The organism is Halobacillus rhizosphaerae (assembly GCF_046719735.1).
GTDB lineage: Bacteria > Bacillota > Bacilli > Bacillales > Halobacillaceae > Halobacillus_B > Halobacillus_B rhizosphaerae.
On the sequence record NZ_JAUTWQ010000039.1, the window covers coordinates 1 to 16,156 of the forward strand.

The 16,156-nt window shown below is 46.3% G+C and carries 17 protein-coding genes; 16 read left to right on the forward strand and 1 reads right to left on the reverse strand.

What is annotated here, in order from left to right; all coding sequences use genetic code 11:
• Positions 1 to 272 precede the first annotated feature (272 nt).
• The 11 genes from Q7A53_RS21200 to Q7A53_RS21250 all read left to right on the forward strand — a co-directional run bounded on the left by Q7A53_RS21200 (position 273) and on the right by Q7A53_RS21250 (position 9,048).
• The gene (locus Q7A53_RS21200) at positions 273 to 965 is read left to right on the forward strand and encodes a Na-translocating system protein MpsC family protein (protein WP_411791206.1); all 693 of its coding nucleotides are present in this window, start codon (positions 273 to 275) and stop codon (positions 963 to 965) included.
• Positions 966 to 1,208: 243 nt separating this feature from the next.
• Complete coding sequence (locus tag Q7A53_RS21205; RefSeq protein ID WP_411791207.1) at positions 1,209 to 2,066, forward strand: dimethylarginine dimethylaminohydrolase family protein; 858 nt, start codon at positions 1,209 to 1,211, stop codon at positions 2,064 to 2,066.
• 257 nt (positions 2,067 to 2,323) lie between these two features.
• A complete protein-coding gene (locus Q7A53_RS21210) occupies positions 2,324 to 2,548 on the forward strand; it encodes a hypothetical protein (protein WP_411791208.1) in 225 nt (74 codons plus the stop codon).
• Between the two features lie 74 nt (positions 2,549 to 2,622).
• Positions 2,623 to 3,018, forward strand: a complete 396-nt coding sequence (locus Q7A53_RS21215; RefSeq protein WP_411791209.1) for a hypothetical protein — start codon at positions 2,623 to 2,625, stop codon at positions 3,016 to 3,018.
• A gap of 335 nt (positions 3,019 to 3,353) precedes the next feature.
• Positions 3,354 to 4,427, forward strand: coding sequence for a peptide chain release factor 1 (gene prfA, locus Q7A53_RS21220; protein ID WP_411791210.1), 1,074 nt, complete (start codon positions 3,354 to 3,356; stop codon positions 4,425 to 4,427).
• Position 4,428: 1 nt separating this feature from the next.
• Positions 4,429 to 5,292: a peptide chain release factor N(5)-glutamine methyltransferase gene (gene prmC / locus Q7A53_RS21225; RefSeq protein WP_411791220.1), complete on the forward strand. Its 864-nt coding sequence runs from the start codon at positions 4,429 to 4,431 to the stop codon at positions 5,290 to 5,292.
• 70 nt (positions 5,293 to 5,362) lie between these two features.
• Complete coding sequence (gene spoIIR, locus Q7A53_RS21230; protein ID WP_411791211.1) at positions 5,363 to 6,025, forward strand: stage II sporulation protein R; 663 nt, start codon at positions 5,363 to 5,365, stop codon at positions 6,023 to 6,025.
• 52 nt (positions 6,026 to 6,077) lie between these two features.
• Positions 6,078 to 6,389: a hypothetical protein gene (locus tag Q7A53_RS21235; protein ID WP_411791212.1), complete on the forward strand. Its 312-nt coding sequence runs from the start codon at positions 6,078 to 6,080 to the stop codon at positions 6,387 to 6,389.
• Between the two features lie 321 nt (positions 6,390 to 6,710).
• Complete coding sequence (locus Q7A53_RS21240; protein WP_411791213.1) at positions 6,711 to 7,751, forward strand: L-threonylcarbamoyladenylate synthase; 1,041 nt, start codon at positions 6,711 to 6,713, stop codon at positions 7,749 to 7,751.
• 61 nt (positions 7,752 to 7,812) lie between these two features.
• Positions 7,813 to 8,364, forward strand: a complete 552-nt coding sequence (locus tag Q7A53_RS21245) for a manganese efflux pump MntP (protein WP_411791214.1) — start codon at positions 7,813 to 7,815, stop codon at positions 8,362 to 8,364.
• Between the two features lie 69 nt (positions 8,365 to 8,433).
• The gene (locus tag Q7A53_RS21250; protein ID WP_411791215.1) at positions 8,434 to 9,048 is read left to right on the forward strand and encodes a low molecular weight protein arginine phosphatase; all 615 of its coding nucleotides are present in this window, start codon (positions 8,434 to 8,436) and stop codon (positions 9,046 to 9,048) included.
• Between the two features lie 102 nt (positions 9,049 to 9,150).
• On the opposite strand, the gene Q7A53_RS21255 is transcribed toward Q7A53_RS21250, so the two are convergent.
• Entirely contained in the window at positions 9,151 to 9,498 is a 348-nt protein-coding gene (locus tag Q7A53_RS21255) for a hypothetical protein (RefSeq protein WP_411791216.1), read from the reverse strand.
• Positions 9,499 to 9,539: 41 nt separating this feature from the next.
• Here Q7A53_RS21255 and rpiB point away from each other — a divergent pair, with 41 nt between their 5' ends.
• The 5 genes from rpiB to Q7A53_RS21280 all read left to right on the forward strand — a co-directional run bounded on the left by rpiB (position 9,540) and on the right by Q7A53_RS21280 (position 15,754).
• The gene (gene rpiB, locus Q7A53_RS21260) at positions 9,540 to 9,980 is read left to right on the forward strand and encodes a ribose 5-phosphate isomerase B (RefSeq protein ID WP_411791221.1); all 441 of its coding nucleotides are present in this window, start codon (positions 9,540 to 9,542) and stop codon (positions 9,978 to 9,980) included.
• A 550-nt stretch (positions 9,981 to 10,530) separates the two neighbouring features.
• Positions 10,531 to 11,100 carry a TIGR01440 family protein gene (locus Q7A53_RS21265; protein WP_411791222.1) on the forward strand — a complete coding sequence of 190 codons (570 nt, stop codon included), beginning with the start codon at positions 10,531 to 10,533 and terminating at the stop codon, positions 11,098 to 11,100.
• 21 nt (positions 11,101 to 11,121) lie between these two features.
• Positions 11,122 to 12,378: a serine hydroxymethyltransferase gene (locus Q7A53_RS21270; protein ID WP_411791217.1), complete on the forward strand. Its 1,257-nt coding sequence runs from the start codon at positions 11,122 to 11,124 to the stop codon at positions 12,376 to 12,378.
• Between the two features lie 145 nt (positions 12,379 to 12,523).
• Entirely contained in the window at positions 12,524 to 13,156 is a 633-nt protein-coding gene (gene upp, locus Q7A53_RS21275; protein ID WP_411791218.1) for a uracil phosphoribosyltransferase, read from the forward strand.
• Between the two features lie 432 nt (positions 13,157 to 13,588).
• Positions 13,589 to 15,754: a S8 family serine peptidase gene (locus Q7A53_RS21280; protein WP_411791219.1), complete on the forward strand. Its 2,166-nt coding sequence runs from the start codon at positions 13,589 to 13,591 to the stop codon at positions 15,752 to 15,754.
• The last annotated feature ends 402 nt before the right edge of the window (positions 15,755 to 16,156 follow it).

Consider the following 16,156-nt stretch of genomic DNA (forward strand, 5'->3'; position numbering starts at 1 on the left):
AGGAAGCTCACCGGCCGCCCATGGAAAGCGAGTGATTCCCCTGCCCTCGACTCGCTTAAAACCGTAAAGGAAATCCGTAATGCCTCGAAACTAAGTCTTCATAAATAAGGAGCCTTCACTTAATTAGAAAATTTCTCAGCGGAAATATCCATGCCCTCCCAAGATCAGCATTTAGGTAAAACACCCTCCCATGTTTAAAACCCCAGAGTTTGTGGAAATCTTAAAAAATAACAAACACAATTCACAATCAGGTGACACAGAGGATGAGAGCCATGGATAAACGAACCATACAATCAGAAATGTCGAGCTATATAGGAAGACTGCTCAGAGAGAACTTTGGTAAAGGGCCAGCTGCCGTTTTTGTCTCCATTGAAGGGCCGTATGTCACCATTTACTTAAAGGATTTTCTAGCACCAATGGAACGCGTATTGGTGAATCAAAACAATACTAAAAAAGTGGAAGAAACCCGAGACCACTTGATGAAAGAACTGATCCCAGAGATCAAAGCCACCTGGAAAGCAACGACAGGCGTGGATATTGAAAGTTTTTACTACGATTGGTCACTGATGAATCGCTCCGGTATCTTGGTAGCGGTCTTAAATACAGAGGATCAAGTAGAACAAACTTCAACCGAATACCCACAGAAAGATAAAGTGGAAGAAGAAGTGAAAGTCATTAGTAAAAAAGCAGAAAAGGTACCAGAAATCGTGAATTCCTTTCTGCTGAACGACCGAACTTTAATTGTAAAAAGAGAAGGTATTCTCGTGCCGATCGAGAAAGAATTAATTGAGTTTGGCAATTCTGAGGCATTGAGAATTACGAAGCGTCACCTGGAGAAACGCTTACTGCATCATTCTTCTTTTGAAGATATTTTGGATGTGTCCATTGAGGATACATTTGTCGATTGGGATTTCCATCTTGATCATAGTTATATCGTGTTTATTTTAAAACCTAAACCCAGCTAAATAAATCAGTCGAAGAGGAAATGCCGCTCCTTTTTCGGCTTTTTTTCATAATTGATGTTTTTTTGAATTAAGCTATAGGTTGAGAAAACTTCTGAATGGTAAACTCGTGAGGATAGACGGCGGCATATGGGAAGGATTTCAGACGTTGGAAATGTGGGAAGACCATAGAGCGGCCGGGGAAATCATCCCGCTAGGCAGAGACGCGAAGGGTAAGCGAGAATAAGTAAGATGGAGGATGAACCAATGAAGATTGCAAATGAAAAGAACCATTCCTGCAGCTGTACGGATGAATATTCCTTGCTGAAGAAAGTGATTGTCAGTTCTCCGGAGCATATGCGGATTACCGAAATCATTAATGAAACGCAGAAGCACTATGCTGAAGATAATATTGATATTGAAAAAGCAATCGAGCAGCATGAAAACTTTGTGAAAGTCCTCCAGGAACAAGGGATTGAAGTGGAATATACGGAAAGCTCACCGCCTTTAAATGAACAAGTGTTTACGAGGGATATTGGATTTTGTATTGATCAGCACATGTATATTTCTTCGTTAGCGAGCGACATCCGCCAAGGGGAGGTCAAACCGCTCATTCAATTAATGACCCAGTTGGATCTGCCTTTTACGCGGCTGTTTGCTCCCAGTATCGAAGGGGGAGATGTGCTGCTTGACCATTCGACGATTTGGCTCGGGATCAGCGGGAGAACCGATGCACGCGCAGCTTCTTATTTAGAAAAAGTTCTGCCTGATCATGAAATTATTCCGCTTCCTTTGCGCGAGGATATTCTTCATCTGGACTGCGCGTTAAACATTTTAAGTGAAAACGAAGCGATTATTTATCCTGACGCTTTCAGCCAGGACGATCTGGAGCAGCTCGAACGCCGCTTTTCCTTAATCCGAGTAAATGATCAGGAACAGTTTCAGATGGGGACCAACGTGCTTTCCATTGGGAATAGAAACGTGCTCAGTCTGCCGCAGAACGAGCGTTTAAATGCGGTTTTGAGTGAATGGGGGTTTCACGTAATCGAAGTGGATTTATCGGAAATCATTAAGTCAGGCGGATCGTTCCGCTGCTGTACACTTCCGGTTAAAAGGGAAGATTAGGCCACCCCCCTTTCGTAAAAGTTATTATTGTACTATACTAAGGAACAGGGAAGAACGGAACAAACCTTCTCCTCTTTTGTAAACAAAGTCAACTTCTTTGCGGGAACAGCCATGTATCCCACCAAATTAAATAGAGCATCGGCAAATTGATCTGGACAATAGAGCTGGACATAAGTCGAAAAGGTACAAATGGGACCTTTTCGACTTTTTTAGTTGGGAAATTTTGGAGAGACTTTCACAATTCGAAAGGAGCTTTTATGAAGTATCGTATAATTGGCATAGAAACACACCAGATTGTTCTTGAGTTTAGGAAGAATAATAAAGAAATCACTTTTGACACCTATGAGGAAGCGGAAAAGTATTTGAATAAAATTATCCAGGAAGCGATTATTCCTTCGAAGTACACGTTGAAGATCACTGAAGTGAATAAGGAATCAGCGTCTCAGGATTCGCCTGATTTGGAACAAATGTCTCATTCCTGATTCGGAATCAGATTCTTCACATATTCACTTTCTTCTCGGAAACACTAAGAAAAACGAGAAGAGGTGAAAGAAGAATGTTAAGAATGATCGGTACCGGACTTATGGCTCTCACTCTACTCTCTGCCTGCGGTCAGTCAGGAAGCTATCAAGGCATGACGAACCGCCAGGATGTGAAAGATATGGGAGCGAATCACAAAATTACGGCGCAAACGGAAAATCCCCGGTCGATTAATAATGTCGGCTATACATGGGGATTGAAGCAAGACCGTAATATGATGAAGGAGGCCGCGGAAAGTGTCGACGGCGTCCACGTAAAACGCGTGATTATGGAAGCAAGTACAGCCTGGGTAACGGTGAAAGTTGACCGCAATCTTTCCAAAGCGGAAACGACTAAGGTACAGAATCTTATTAAGAAGAAAGTGTACAACGCCGTTCCTCGTTACAATATCAACGTAAAAGTAAACCAGTAAATGGAGTACAATCGCTGACTGGAGCTTTTAATGAGGGCCATCGCTTTCGAACGAAAGCATGGTTCCCTCCCTGAAGCACGTAAGTTTTGGCTGCGGCTTCAGGTACATACTTTTCCTCAAAAATGTTGTCCGAGTACGTCCCCTATGAATAATTCCCTCTGATTCCCCTGTACGTTGAGACCCAGCTATCCTCTACCCCTCTCGTAGTGACAGCCCTTTTCCTCCAGAAAAATCTCTCTGAAACGCGAAGAACGAAGGAGTTATCGGGGATGTGGTTGTATCCAGCACATCACTATAATATAATTAGAATGTTATGGAGAAAGAGGTGCATACCATTGATCGATCGTTTACAAACACTTGAAGACCGTTATGAAAAACTGAATGAATTGCTCAGTGATCCTGAGGTCATTTCTGATACGAGTAAACTGCGCGAGTATTCGAAGGAACAGTCCGGCTTGCAGGACACCGTTACGGCTTACCGCGAGTATAAAGATGTGGCGAGTCAATTAGATGATGCCAAAGCCATGTTGAACGATGGCCTTGATGATGACGACATGGAAGAAATGGTGAAGGAAGAGATACAAGAGCTTACCGAGCAGAAGAAGGAGCTTGAAGAGCGCTTGAAGGTACTCATGCTTCCCACAGATCCTAATGATGATAAGAACGTTATTATGGAAGTGCGCGGCGCAGCTGGTGGAGATGAAGCGGCATTATTTGCAGGCGACCTATACCGTATGTATGCGCGCTATGCCGAATCCCAGGGGTGGAAAACGGAAGTCATTGAAGCCCACCAGAATGATGTGGGAGGATATAAAGAGATTATCTTTATTATTAATGGCGAACGTGCGTATTCGAAAATGAAATTCGAAAACGGCGCTCACCGGGTTCAGCGTGTACCGGAAACCGAATCCGGCGGACGGATACATACCTCCACAGCAACAGTTGTTGTTATGCCGGAAGCAGAAGAAGTCGAAGTGGAAGTCCATGACAAGGATATCCGCGTCGATACCTTTGCTTCAAGTGGTCCAGGGGGACAGAGTGTAAATACCACTATGTCTGCGGTCCGTCTGACTCACGTACCCACCGGCATCGTCGTTTCCTGTCAGGATGAGAAGTCACAAATTAAGAATAAAGAAAAAGCGATGAAGGTGCTTCGTGCGCGTATTTATGATAAATTCCAGCAAGAAGCTCAGGCAGAATATGATGAAAGCCGTAAATCTGCTGTTGGAACGGGTGACCGCTCCGAGCGTATTCGTACCTATAACTTCCCGCAAACCCGTGTTACAGATCACCGGATCGGTCTGACTCTGCAAAAGCTCGATCAAATTCTTCAGGGCAATATGGACGAAATTATTGACGCCCTATTGATTGAAGAACAAACGAAGAAGCTGGAGCAAATTGGTGAATAACATGGAGCCTGTATGGACAACGATTGAGGAAGCCCGCCGCTGGGCTTCCCTTTTTTTAACCAAACATGACAGGGAACCTCGTGTGGCTGATCTGCTGCTTGAGCATGTGCTCGGTCTGTCCTTTGCGCAGCTTCTTGCGGCAGAGCGCGAGGAGTTTCCTGAGGAGCACCGAGCGAAATTTGTGGAGGATCTTTATGCCCATGCAGAAACGGGCGTTCCGGTTCAGCATCTGATTGGACAGGCCCATTTTTACGGCCGCGAATTTTTAGTCCATCCACATGTACTGATTCCGCGCCCGGAAACGGAAGAACTAGTCGTGGGAGTACTTGATTTTCTAAAGGAAAAAGGAATGACGAACCCGGTCGTTGCAGATGTGGGAACGGGGAGTGGGATCATTGCGATTACGCTTGCCTGTGAACACCCCTCAAGCCGGATTGTAGCGACCGATCTGTCTGATAAGGCGCTGGCAGCTGCAGCAGAGAATGCTCGTCTCTACGAAGCGGAGATTGACTTCTATCAAGGGAACTTCTTAGAACCGCTTCAAGGCAAGCACCTGGATTGCATTGTGTCCAATCCGCCGTACATTGCTCGTTCAGAAGCGGCAATTATGGATGACACGGTTTTAAATTTTGACCCGGAGTTAGCGTTGTTTGCAGAAGAAGAAGGATTGGCGGCTTACCGGGAAATGGTGGAACAGATCAAAACGTTCCAGCTGTTCCCGCGTTTGATTGCCTTTGAAATTGGCCATCTTCAAGGGGAAGCCGTCAAGCAGATACTCTCCCGTCAGCTTCCTGAATATAGAGTTGCGATTAAGAAAGATATCAACCAGAAGGACCGGATGATCTTCGCTGTAAAAGATTCATAGATTAGAGGTTTAAATCTATTTCTCCCTGCCCATACTAGCAACTACGAGAAGGTTACGGGGGGAAATAAAAATGAAACGGATAAAAAACAGCTGGCTATTGTTAATCGCACTATCCATTATTGTGACGGCTCTGCCTTGGCAGCAAAAAACACAAGCTCAAGCCACACCTGGACAGTCTTATCAGGTCATTCCAGATGAGGCGATCCGCTTGAGAATACTGGCGGACAGTAATGACAAAGCTGCTCAGCAGTTAAAGCGGACGGTTCGCGATCAAGTCAATGCAGAAATTAACACATGGGTGGAGGATCTTACTTCGATTGAAGCAGCGCGCAAACTCATTAAATCCCGCCTGAGCGATATTGACAAGATTGTTGGTGATACTCTGAAAGAAGAAGGCGTGAGCCAAACCTATAAAGTCGAGTACAATAGTCATGTTGATTTTCCTACTAAATTGTACGGAAATTATATTTATCCGGCCGGGGAGTACGAGGCAATCCTAATTACGATTGGCAAAGGTGAAGGAGACAATTGGTGGTGCGTCCTGTTCCCGCCGCTTTGCTTCCTTGATTTTTCAAATGGTACCAGTGTAGCGCATGCGGAAGAAGTGAAAGAAGATAAGGCTCCTGCTCAAGAGTCGGAAAAAGAAGAGCAAGTAGCGAAAGCCGATCAAGAGGAAGAGGAAGTGGAAGTCGATTTTTTCGTAACCAAACTGTGGCATAAACTATTTTCCTAGCATAACCCCCTCGCCTTTTTCATAGAGTGGTAGAAGAAAGGCAGGGGAAGCCATGTATATCGAAAAAGCAAAAAGTGAGTGGTATCACTTAAAAAAAGCGGAAGAACAAGTGGGTACTTTTCGAATTATGCAAGTAGGAAATGGGATCGGAAAGATAAAACAGCTGGAAGTCGCGCGGCATGTATCTTCCGGCGAGATTTTACACATCTTCGAGTTGATCCAGACGTATGCGGAGAAAGAATCCATGCAAGAGCTGCATGTCGAAAGTCACTCTGCAGCGCTCGATCACGTCCTCAAGCATCAACAGTTTCAGCTGCATGATCCAATCCGGCGGCTGTGGATATACAGAGTTAATCACAGGTAGCTGTAGATAACCCTCATACTTATGCACAATTCATGGTTTGATTGTGGATAATATGTGGGTATTTATTTTTTAGTAACGGGTTTTAATGAGTCAGCCTATGGATATGTGTATAAAGTTGTGGGTAACTTGAGGATAGACTGTGAATAATGTCTGAATTTGCGATAATTTGTAGAATTTAAGATAATAGTGGATGGCCCTTGCAAAAGGTTATACACAATGCCTCGAGATAAGCAGGTTTTCTTTCCGTGAAAACTGCGATCGCGGCGAAATCCATGATTACCATCATCGGCTGAACAGGCCGAATTAAAGGGGAACCTATATATGAGTTACGAAACAAAACTTTGGAAGCCGTCTCAACCGCTGACTCCGGGTGATTCTGCCGTTGCGGAAGCGGGTCGGCTGCTGTCTGAACAGCAAGTCATTGCCTTTCCGACAGAAACGGTGTACGGCTTGGGGGCGGATGCGACGAATAAAGGGGCGGTCCAGCGGATTTTTCAGGCGAAAGGACGTCCGGCAGATAATCCTTTGATTGTTCATGTGGCCAATCGCAAGCAGGTGGCTGATCTGGTGACGGCCATTCCTGATATCGCGGAAAAACTAATGGATGCCTTTTGGCCGGGACCGTTGACGCTTGTGCTGGAGAGCAATGGACAAGCGGCTGAAAATGTAACAGCCGGCTTGTCCACCGTAGGCATTCGTATGCCGGATCACCCGCTCGCGCTTGCTTTAATAAGCGCGGCTGACAAACCGCTGGCTGCTCCAAGCGCCAACCGATCTGGCCGGCCAAGTCCCACGACTGCTGCTCATGTAGAGCAGGATTTATCCGGACGAATTGCCGGCATTCTTGACGGCGGATCTACGGGGGTAGGAGTGGAGTCGACGGTTCTTGACTGCACCTCTGAAATTCCTGTTATCCTGCGGCCGGGTGGCATTACGAAGGAAGATCTAGAGCGGGTGCTTGGCGAAGTAGTGGTCGATCCGGCGCTTGCCAATCAGGAAGAACAGCCGCGGTCACCAGGAATGAAATACACGCATTATGCTCCAGAAGCCCCGTTGTGTCTGGTCGCGGGCAGTGATCACTTTTTCCAAAAGCATTTAAAGCAGGTGAAAAGCGACGGGCAGCGTGTGGGCGTTATGGCGAGTTATGAACTGGCCGAGCAGCTGGATCATGAACCAGTTATCAGCTGTGGATCACGGGAGAATATCGAAGAGGTCGCCCATCGGTTATATGCGGCATTGCGGGAATTTAAGAAATCCGATGTGGATCTTATTCTGTGCGAGTCCTTTAACGAATCCGGTGTCGGCGCCGCCATTATGAACCGGTTAACGAAAGCAGCAAGTCAAATAGTCAGCGAGCAATAGCATACAAGCCTTCTTCTCCGCATACCATGATATAGCATGTCCGGGGGAGGAGGCTTTACCTATGCAATCCTTGTTTGTGGAAGAAATCACATCCTTATTGTTGCTGTCATTTGCACTGGGAATGGACGCATTCTCTGTAGCCCTTGGGATGGGGATGCAGGCGGTGCGGTTAAAGCATGCATTCTGGGCGGGGATCACGGTAGGAATATTTCATATGATTATGCCGGGGCTGGGGATGGAATTAGGCCACTGGCTGTCAGGGAACGTCAGTACCTGGGCGGCACTCGCTGGAGGAATTCTCCTCTTTGGATTAGGCATCTACACCATTTTTGCCTCCATAGCAGAAAAGCATTCGACTGCTTATACCATTACCGGTGCAGGATTATGGTTATTTTCCTTAAGTGTGAGCATCGATAGCTTTCCCGTCGGATTTACGCTTGGGCTCCGTCATACAGCTGTATTCATTTCGATTCTAACGTTCGGCCTGATGAGCATGGTGCTGACCTGGGCAGGATTCGTTGTCGGGAGAAGAGCTGGTCGGCTGCTTGGGACTTACAGCGAACTCTTAGGCGGCAGCATTCTCTGTGTACTCGGTCTATACTCCATGTTTTGACATAATTTTCACTAGCCCATGCCCCTATGGTATGATAGGGGAAAAGATGGTTCGCAAGGGAGGGATAGTATGAACATCTTATTTGTATGCACAGGTAATACCTGTCGAAGTCCAATGGCAGAAGTCCTATTAAAATCTAAAAGCACAGAGATTGGCGTAAAGTCCGCCGGTATATTTGCTGGTGTCGGCCAGCCGATGACGGACCACTCCGTGACTGTGCTGCAGGAAATAAATCTTGCTGCTGACCACCAATCTAAACCGGTGGATGAAAATCTCTTAACTTGGTCTGATCTCGTCTTGACGATGACAGATAAACATAAAGAGACCCTCTCCATTCAATACCCGCACCATGAAGATAAGTTCTTTACCTTGAAAGAATACGTTCTTATAAATGAAGAACAGTGGAGCAGTCTGAAGCAATTATATACCGATTTTGAAGAAAAACGCATTCATATCTTAAATGGTGCCGATGACGAATTATCCGATCAAGAATTAGAAGCTAAGCTCCGCAAAGAACTTGAGGCGGATATCCGTCAGATTGAGCAAGCCGAAAGTCATATCCCAAACTTAAACATCATCGATCCTTTTGGAGCAAACTTATCCGTCTATCGCCAAACGCGTGATGAAATTCAGAAATATATTAATCTTCTCATTAAAAAACTTGGAGGTACGCTCAAAGAGTAAACCTTTCCGGGACGGCTTGGCGACAGAATTTCCGTCCTTATACATACATTAGCAAAAGCGCAAATGCCTGATAGAGGTGTTTGCGCTTTTTATTTCTGGCACTTATTTTTCCTGGGCGTCTCTCTCCGCCGCTTGTCTTATGCTTGTCGGGTCTAAACGGATTTTTCCGCTTTTCTTTGTCCAGCTGCAGCTCGCAGATCCCGTCGGTTCTAAGCGATCAATCTGAAGAGGTGAAGGGCGTACCTCTGCAGCTCGCTCGCTTAGCCCGAGGGATCTAAACGCTCGCTTCCGCTTTTCATTGTCTAGCTGCAGCGCCCAGACCCTCGAGACATAAGTCAATCGCCTGCGAGAGGAAAAGTCGCCTCTCTCCGCCGCTTGTCTTATGCTTGTCAGGTCTAAACGGGCGCCTCCGCTTTTCTTTTCATTGACAGGTTTGTTTTGAGGTGTCACTATAATGGTGACTAACTGAAGATAGAGGAGTGTGTGTAGTGATGAGAGTCATTCTTGCCTCTGACCACGGTGGCGTGAATTTGCGTCAGGAAGTGGCCGGTTTATTGACGGAATTAAATGTAGAGTTTGAAGATATTGGCTGTGATTGTGAAGGTTCTGTAGACTATCCGGATTACGCGATTCCAGCGGCTGAACGTGTGGCCAATGGAGAATTTGATAAAGCCATTCTGATTTGCGGTACGGGGATTGGCATGTCCATCTCTGCCAATAAAGTAAAAGGTATTCGAGCGGCGCTTGTGCATGACTTGTTTACGGCGAAAGTAACGCGTGAACATAACGACTCGAACGTTTTATGTATGGGCGAGCGTGTCATCGGACCGGGGCTTGCAGTTGAAATCGCCAGAACCTGGGTGCAGACAGAATTCGAAGCCGGACGCCATGAAAAACGTGTGAACAAAATTTCCGCCTACGAAAACGAATAAAAAAAGAAATTATTATTATTGAAAACGGTTTTGTTATAGAAGAAGATTATTTTAGGGAACCTCTTGTTATCCGTATTCTATTATGTAGATGAGTATAACTGGCTTGAAGAATGAACAAATGGTAATCTTCTATTCTTTGCCTTTTGGAAAAGTATTTCAAATGTATGGGGCGGGGTGGAATGTACGAGACTCCTGTGGAAAACGGGCGATCCGAGACCCCGCAGCGTGGGTTTCGCGAGGAGGCTCGGGCGTTCGTCCACGGAAAGCGAGTACATTCCACCCCGCCCCATAGCAAATAGAAGAGGATCCAAAAGGCAGAGCGGCCAACCCGTCCTCGCTCATTAGGACCGTAACCAGGAACCAAAATGTTCATAAAATAGTCTCACAATTTAACTAGACAAATGAATCAGTAACAGTTAAAATCGAACATACAAGATTAATTTAATTATTAATGTTCGGATTTTGGCGTTTCATCATCAAAAAAAGAGGAGCTTTAACCAACAGCTTCTCTTTTTTGTAAAACTAAAGAGGTGTTGCAATAGTGGCAAATATCGAGAGGATTCAAGTCGATGTGGAAGCTGTTGTTGATCAGCTCATTCAAAGTGACGCGATCCATAACGGACTGTTTGTCGTTGGCTGTTCAACGAGTGAAATTGCTGGAAAACGCATTGGTACATCAGGGAATGAACAAATTGCTGAGGTCATTTATCAGGCCATGCAGAAGCTTGCTGCAAAGACGAATGTCGAGCTTGCTTTTCAATGCTGTGAACATTTGAATCGTTCGCTTTTAGTGGAACGATCCGTGCAGGAGAAGCTTGGTCTGGCCGAAGTAGCCGCGATTCCTGTGCCAACTGCAGGAGGATCCATGGCATCTTACGCCTATAAGCAATTCAAAGATCCTGTCCTGGTAGAGACGATTCATGCCTCTGCCGGAATAGATATAGGAGATACATTTATCGGCATGCATCTCAAGCGTGTCGCCGTCCCTCTCCGAATTGATCAGAAGTCTATTGGAAAAGCTCATGTTACTAGTGCGAAAACGCGTCCGCCGCTGATTGGCGGCGTAAGGGCTGTATATGAAATCAGTCATGTGGTCGAAGAAGGGTCTTGTGATGAATAGGAATCGAAAGGGGAACTAAAGATGGATCATTTGAAACAAGCAGATGCAGAAATTCTAGCCGCAATTCAAGAGGAGAAAAACCGCCAGCAGAACAATATCGAATTAATCGCTTCAGAAAACTTCGTATCAGAGGCTGTTATGGAAACGATGGGCTCTGTACTGACGAATAAATATGCGGAAGGTTATCCTGGCCGCCGTTATTATGGCGGCTGCGAACATGTAGATGTGGTGGAGAATCTTGCGAGAGACCGTGCGAAACAATTATTTGGTGCCGAACACGTCAACGTGCAGCCTCACTCTGGAGCACAGGCAAATATGGCCGTATACTTCACGATTCTTGAGCCGGGCGATAAAGTGCTTGGAATGAATCTGAATCACGGCGGACACCTTACCCACGGCAGTCCAGTTAACTTCAGCGGTACGCTTTATAATTTTGAAGATTATGGAGTGGATAAAGATTCAGAGCTGATCGATTATGATGAAATTCTGAAAATTGCTAAAGAAGTGCAGCCGAAACTGATCGTAGCGGGTGCCAGTGCTTACCCTCGTGAAATTGATTTCGCGAAATTCCGTGAAATCGCGGATGAAGTGGGAGCTTATTTGATGGTGGATATGGCGCACATCGCAGGCCTCGTTGCTTCTGGTCTGCATCCGAATCCAGTTCCCCACGCTCAGTTCGTAACCACAACGACTCACAAAACACTGCGCGGACCACGAGGAGGCATGATTCTTTGTGAAGAGCAGTTCGCTAAGAAAATCGATAAATCTGTTTTCCCAGGCATGCAGGGTGGACCATTAATGCATATTATCGCTGCCAAAGCGGTAGCCTTCAAGGAAGCATTAGCCCCTGAATTTAAGCAGTATTCCCGTCAAGTGATTGCCAATGCTAAGAAACTAGCGGAAACGCTCGTTAACCACGGCGTGCGCGTTGTTTCCGGCGGTACCGATAACCACTTGCTGCTGGTAGACCTAAGAGAAACAGGTCTGACAGGCAAAGTAGCTGAAAAAGCTTTGGATAAAATCGGCATTACAACAAATAAAAATACTGTTCCTTTTGATCCAGAAGGTCCTTTCACGACAAGTGGTGTTCGGATCGGTTCAGCGGCAGTGACTTCCCGAGGCTTCAAAGAAGCGGAAATGGAAGAAATCGGCAAGCTGATCGCCTTTACCCTTGAAAACCATGAAGATGAAGAAAAAATGAAAGATGCGGCAGATCGTGTACAGAAGTTAACGTCTCGTTTTCCTATGTACCAAACAGCGACCTACTCTTCTTTATAAGCAGATGGAAAGCCACTAGCCTGAAAGCTGGTGGCTTTTTTTACATGACATAGGAAATCCTTCCCACTCTGATATAAGGGTTGTTTCCTGGCCATTTTTTCAGTACAATTTAAAGGATGTAAATTAACAGAAGGAGTGATCGGCAATGGGAAAATTGTACGTTCTGGATCATCCGCTAATCCAACACAAGCTGACTTACATACGTAAGACTGAAACGGGCACGAAAGATTTCCGTGAGTTAGTAGACGAAGTAGCTGCCCTGATGGCATTTGAAATTACCCGTGACTTGCCTCTTGAGGAAGTTGAAATTGACACTCCCGTCGTTTCCAATGCAAAGGCAAAAGTTCTAACTGGAAAGAAAATCGGGCTCGTGCCGATTCTGCGTGCAGGTCTAGGCATGGTTGATGGTATTGTGCAGTTGATTCCTGCTGCGAAGATCGGTCACGTCGGACTTTATCGTGATCCGGAAACATTGAAGCCTGTGGAATATTACGTAAAGCTTCCGAGTGATATAGAAGAACGTGAATTGATTGTCATTGATCCAATGCTAGCAACTGGCGGATCTGCCAACGAAGCGATTGAATCATTGAAGAAACGCGGCGCGCGTCAAATTCGTCTTATGTGCCTGGTAGCTGCTCCAGAAGGTGTGGAAGCTGTTCAGAAAGCTCACCCGGATGTGGATATCTATCTAGCCGCTATGGATGAAAAATTAAATGAAAAAGGTTATATCGTTCCAGGTCTCGGCGACGCCGGCGATCGCTTGTACGGTACAAAATAAAGAGGAATCAGAAAATGTGGATTCTTACAGGGTGTCGAGATTTAATCTCGGCACCTTTTTTAGTATCTTTAGGCGCATTTAGTGCCTTGTTCTTCCAGGTACTGCATATTTAAACTTTAGATTATTTGTCTTGTATGAGGCAGGATTTCTAGTCATTTTCCATTCTCTGCTCGGTTTCCGCGAATGAACAAAGGAGAATGGATATCAACCATTCCAGCGTAGGAAATACATGGAGACTTCAGCGGGAGGAAGGCATAGGTTTGACCCCGGAGTGCGAACGCACTTGGAGGCAAACCAGCCGCCCGCGACAAGCGGAATGTATTTCCGGAGCGGCTATTTGTGCTTAATCTCTTCTCTTGATCGTAAACGGAAGCAAAATGGTATAGGAAGCTTCTAAATATACACACTAAAGCAAAAAAGGAGCTTCCACTTATGCGGCGATTGAGATTTCTTTTGCTCGGAACAGCACTGGTCTTCCTATTATTAACCGGCTTTAAGCCTGACGAAGACCAGACAATCATCATTGAATTAGACGAAAAGCCTGCCGAGTTTGTGAAACAGGTAAAGCTCAGACTCCCGCGTCTGGAGATCGTAGCGGAATACGATACGATTTTTAACGGGGTGGCGGTGAAGGGTACGGCGCGTGAACTGGAGAAGATTGCTCGTCTGGACACCGTAGTGAATCAATATCCGGTGCATACGTACAAAGCCCTTTTTGAGAAAACGAATCCACAAACGAGGGAAAAAATCCGCAAAACCGCGAATCTTCCTTTTACCGGGAAAGGGGTGAAGGTCGGCGTCATTGATACGGGTATAGACTACCATCACCCTGATTTGCAGGCGAATTATAAGGGGGGGTTTGACCTCGTGGATTTTGACGACGATCCTATGGAAACAGAAGGGGAGGGCGCCACCGACCACGGTACGCACGTTGCGGGAATTATTGCTGCCGATGGAAAGATGAAGGGCATAGCGCCGGATGTGGACATTTATGCGTACCGGGCGCTGGGACCTGGCGGGGCGGGGAGCTCTGTACAGGTAATTGCAGCGATTGAAGAAGCCGTAAAGGACGGCATGGATGTGATCAATTTGTCGCTCGGCAACGACGTCAACGGTCCCGATTGGCCAACGAGCAAAGCGGTCAATAAAGCGATTGAATTAGGTGTAGTTGTGGTGGTGGCAGCAGGGAACTCAGGACCGGACACATGGACGGTGGGATCGCCAGCCACTTCTCCCGATGCCATTACCGTCGGCGCTTCGGCGCGGCCTGCCGAAGCCTCCGTATTAACCGTTCCGGGCGAGGATCGGCAGATTTCCCTCATTCCGCTCCAGAACTCTGCCGAATGGAATCTTGGCAAGAAGTTTCCACTCATGGATGGCGGAAATGGGGAAGCACCGTTGTCGATGGCTACAGGGAAGATCGTGCTGATGGAACGCGGCGTAGTTCCTTTTTCTAAGAAAGCTTTGAAAGCTTATCGGCGGGGAGCTAAAGCCTTGATTATTTATAATAATGAAAAAGGCGCCTTTCAGGGATCGCTTGAAGGCTTGAATTTGCCGATTCCGGTCGTATCGATTTCGCAGGAAGACGGGGAATGGCTCAAGCAGAAGGCGATTCAGGAAAATCAGTGGGTAGAAACAAGCCAGGAGAAAGTAGAGAAGTCGCTTGCTCCGTTCAGCTCCCGGGGACCGGTCACGACAAGCTGGGCGATCAAACCAGACATTTTAGCGCCTGGAGTCGACATCTTCAGCACTGTACCTGGGGGGTATAAAGCACTGAGCGGTACGAGTATGGCTTCTCCGCATGTGGCAGGAGTGGCGGCATTAATTAAGGAGGCTCATCCAGACTGGACGCCGGCAGAAATCAAGACCTCATTGATGAGCACCGCGGACCTGATCAAAAATAAACAAGATGAACCGTATGTGCCGACTGAACAGGGGGCGGGATACGTTGATCCGGAAGAAGCGATTCATCCGAAGCTTTGGATGTCACCAGGCTCGCTTCGGTTGGGGAAATTAGAGGAGAAAAAATTTCTGCATGCAAACTCGGTCATAACCTTAACCAATACAGATCATCAAACGAAAACCTTCCACTTTCTCGTCCCTGACGAAGATCGCGGAGTATCTTGGTCAATGCCGTCATCCGTCACCCTTGCTCCGAATCAGTCAGAGAAAGTAGAGGTTGAGGCGAGTTTATCGAAAGCCTTTTTATCAAAAGGAATCCATCAAGGGTATGTGAAAATCGAAGGACCAGATGAAACCTACTCGCTTCCCTATTTATTTATGAATGAAGGCGACGATTACGCGAAGATCTCCGGGTTCGAGCTTTTTCAGGACTGGGAAACGTCGAAGGATCTCTCCTATCGCTTCTACTTAACGGAAGATGCCGAAGAGGTTACTGTTGATCTTTACCGGGCGGGAACGATGTTGTCCATTGGCAGGCTGTTCTCGATCAGTAAACCGAGCGCTGGAACGGTAGAAGGTGAAGCAGACATCCGCCTCCCGGATCTAGCAGGTCCATATGTGGCAGTGGTCACTGTGGAAAGAAACGATCAGAAAGACAGTTATCCATTCCCGGTCATGTTTCAATCACCGAAATGATGCAAGTTCTATAGCAGTTAATTAATCCGAACGTCGATGAATGGTGCATCTTCGTTCGGATTTTTTTCTGCATGAAGAAAGAATGTTAGAGTTTCTAAAGTACTCTTTTTCTCTATCGCAGCCATAACAGCGTAGGAAATACGCGTAGACTTCTGCGGGAGGAAGGCATAGGTTTGACCCCGGAGCGCACATCGCGAGGAGGCAGACCAGCCGCCCGCGAAAAGCGGAGTGTATTTCCGGAGCGGTTGCCCAGAGTAGTATTTTTCTTAGTTGTTGGTCCTAAGATGATTAGGGGTAATTTTCTTATCTGACAGCCAGACATTTGTAGTTCAATTTATACAGTTTGACCCTTATCCATTTACATTCAGAAAGATATTAAGCATAATGTAAGGTGTTTAGAGA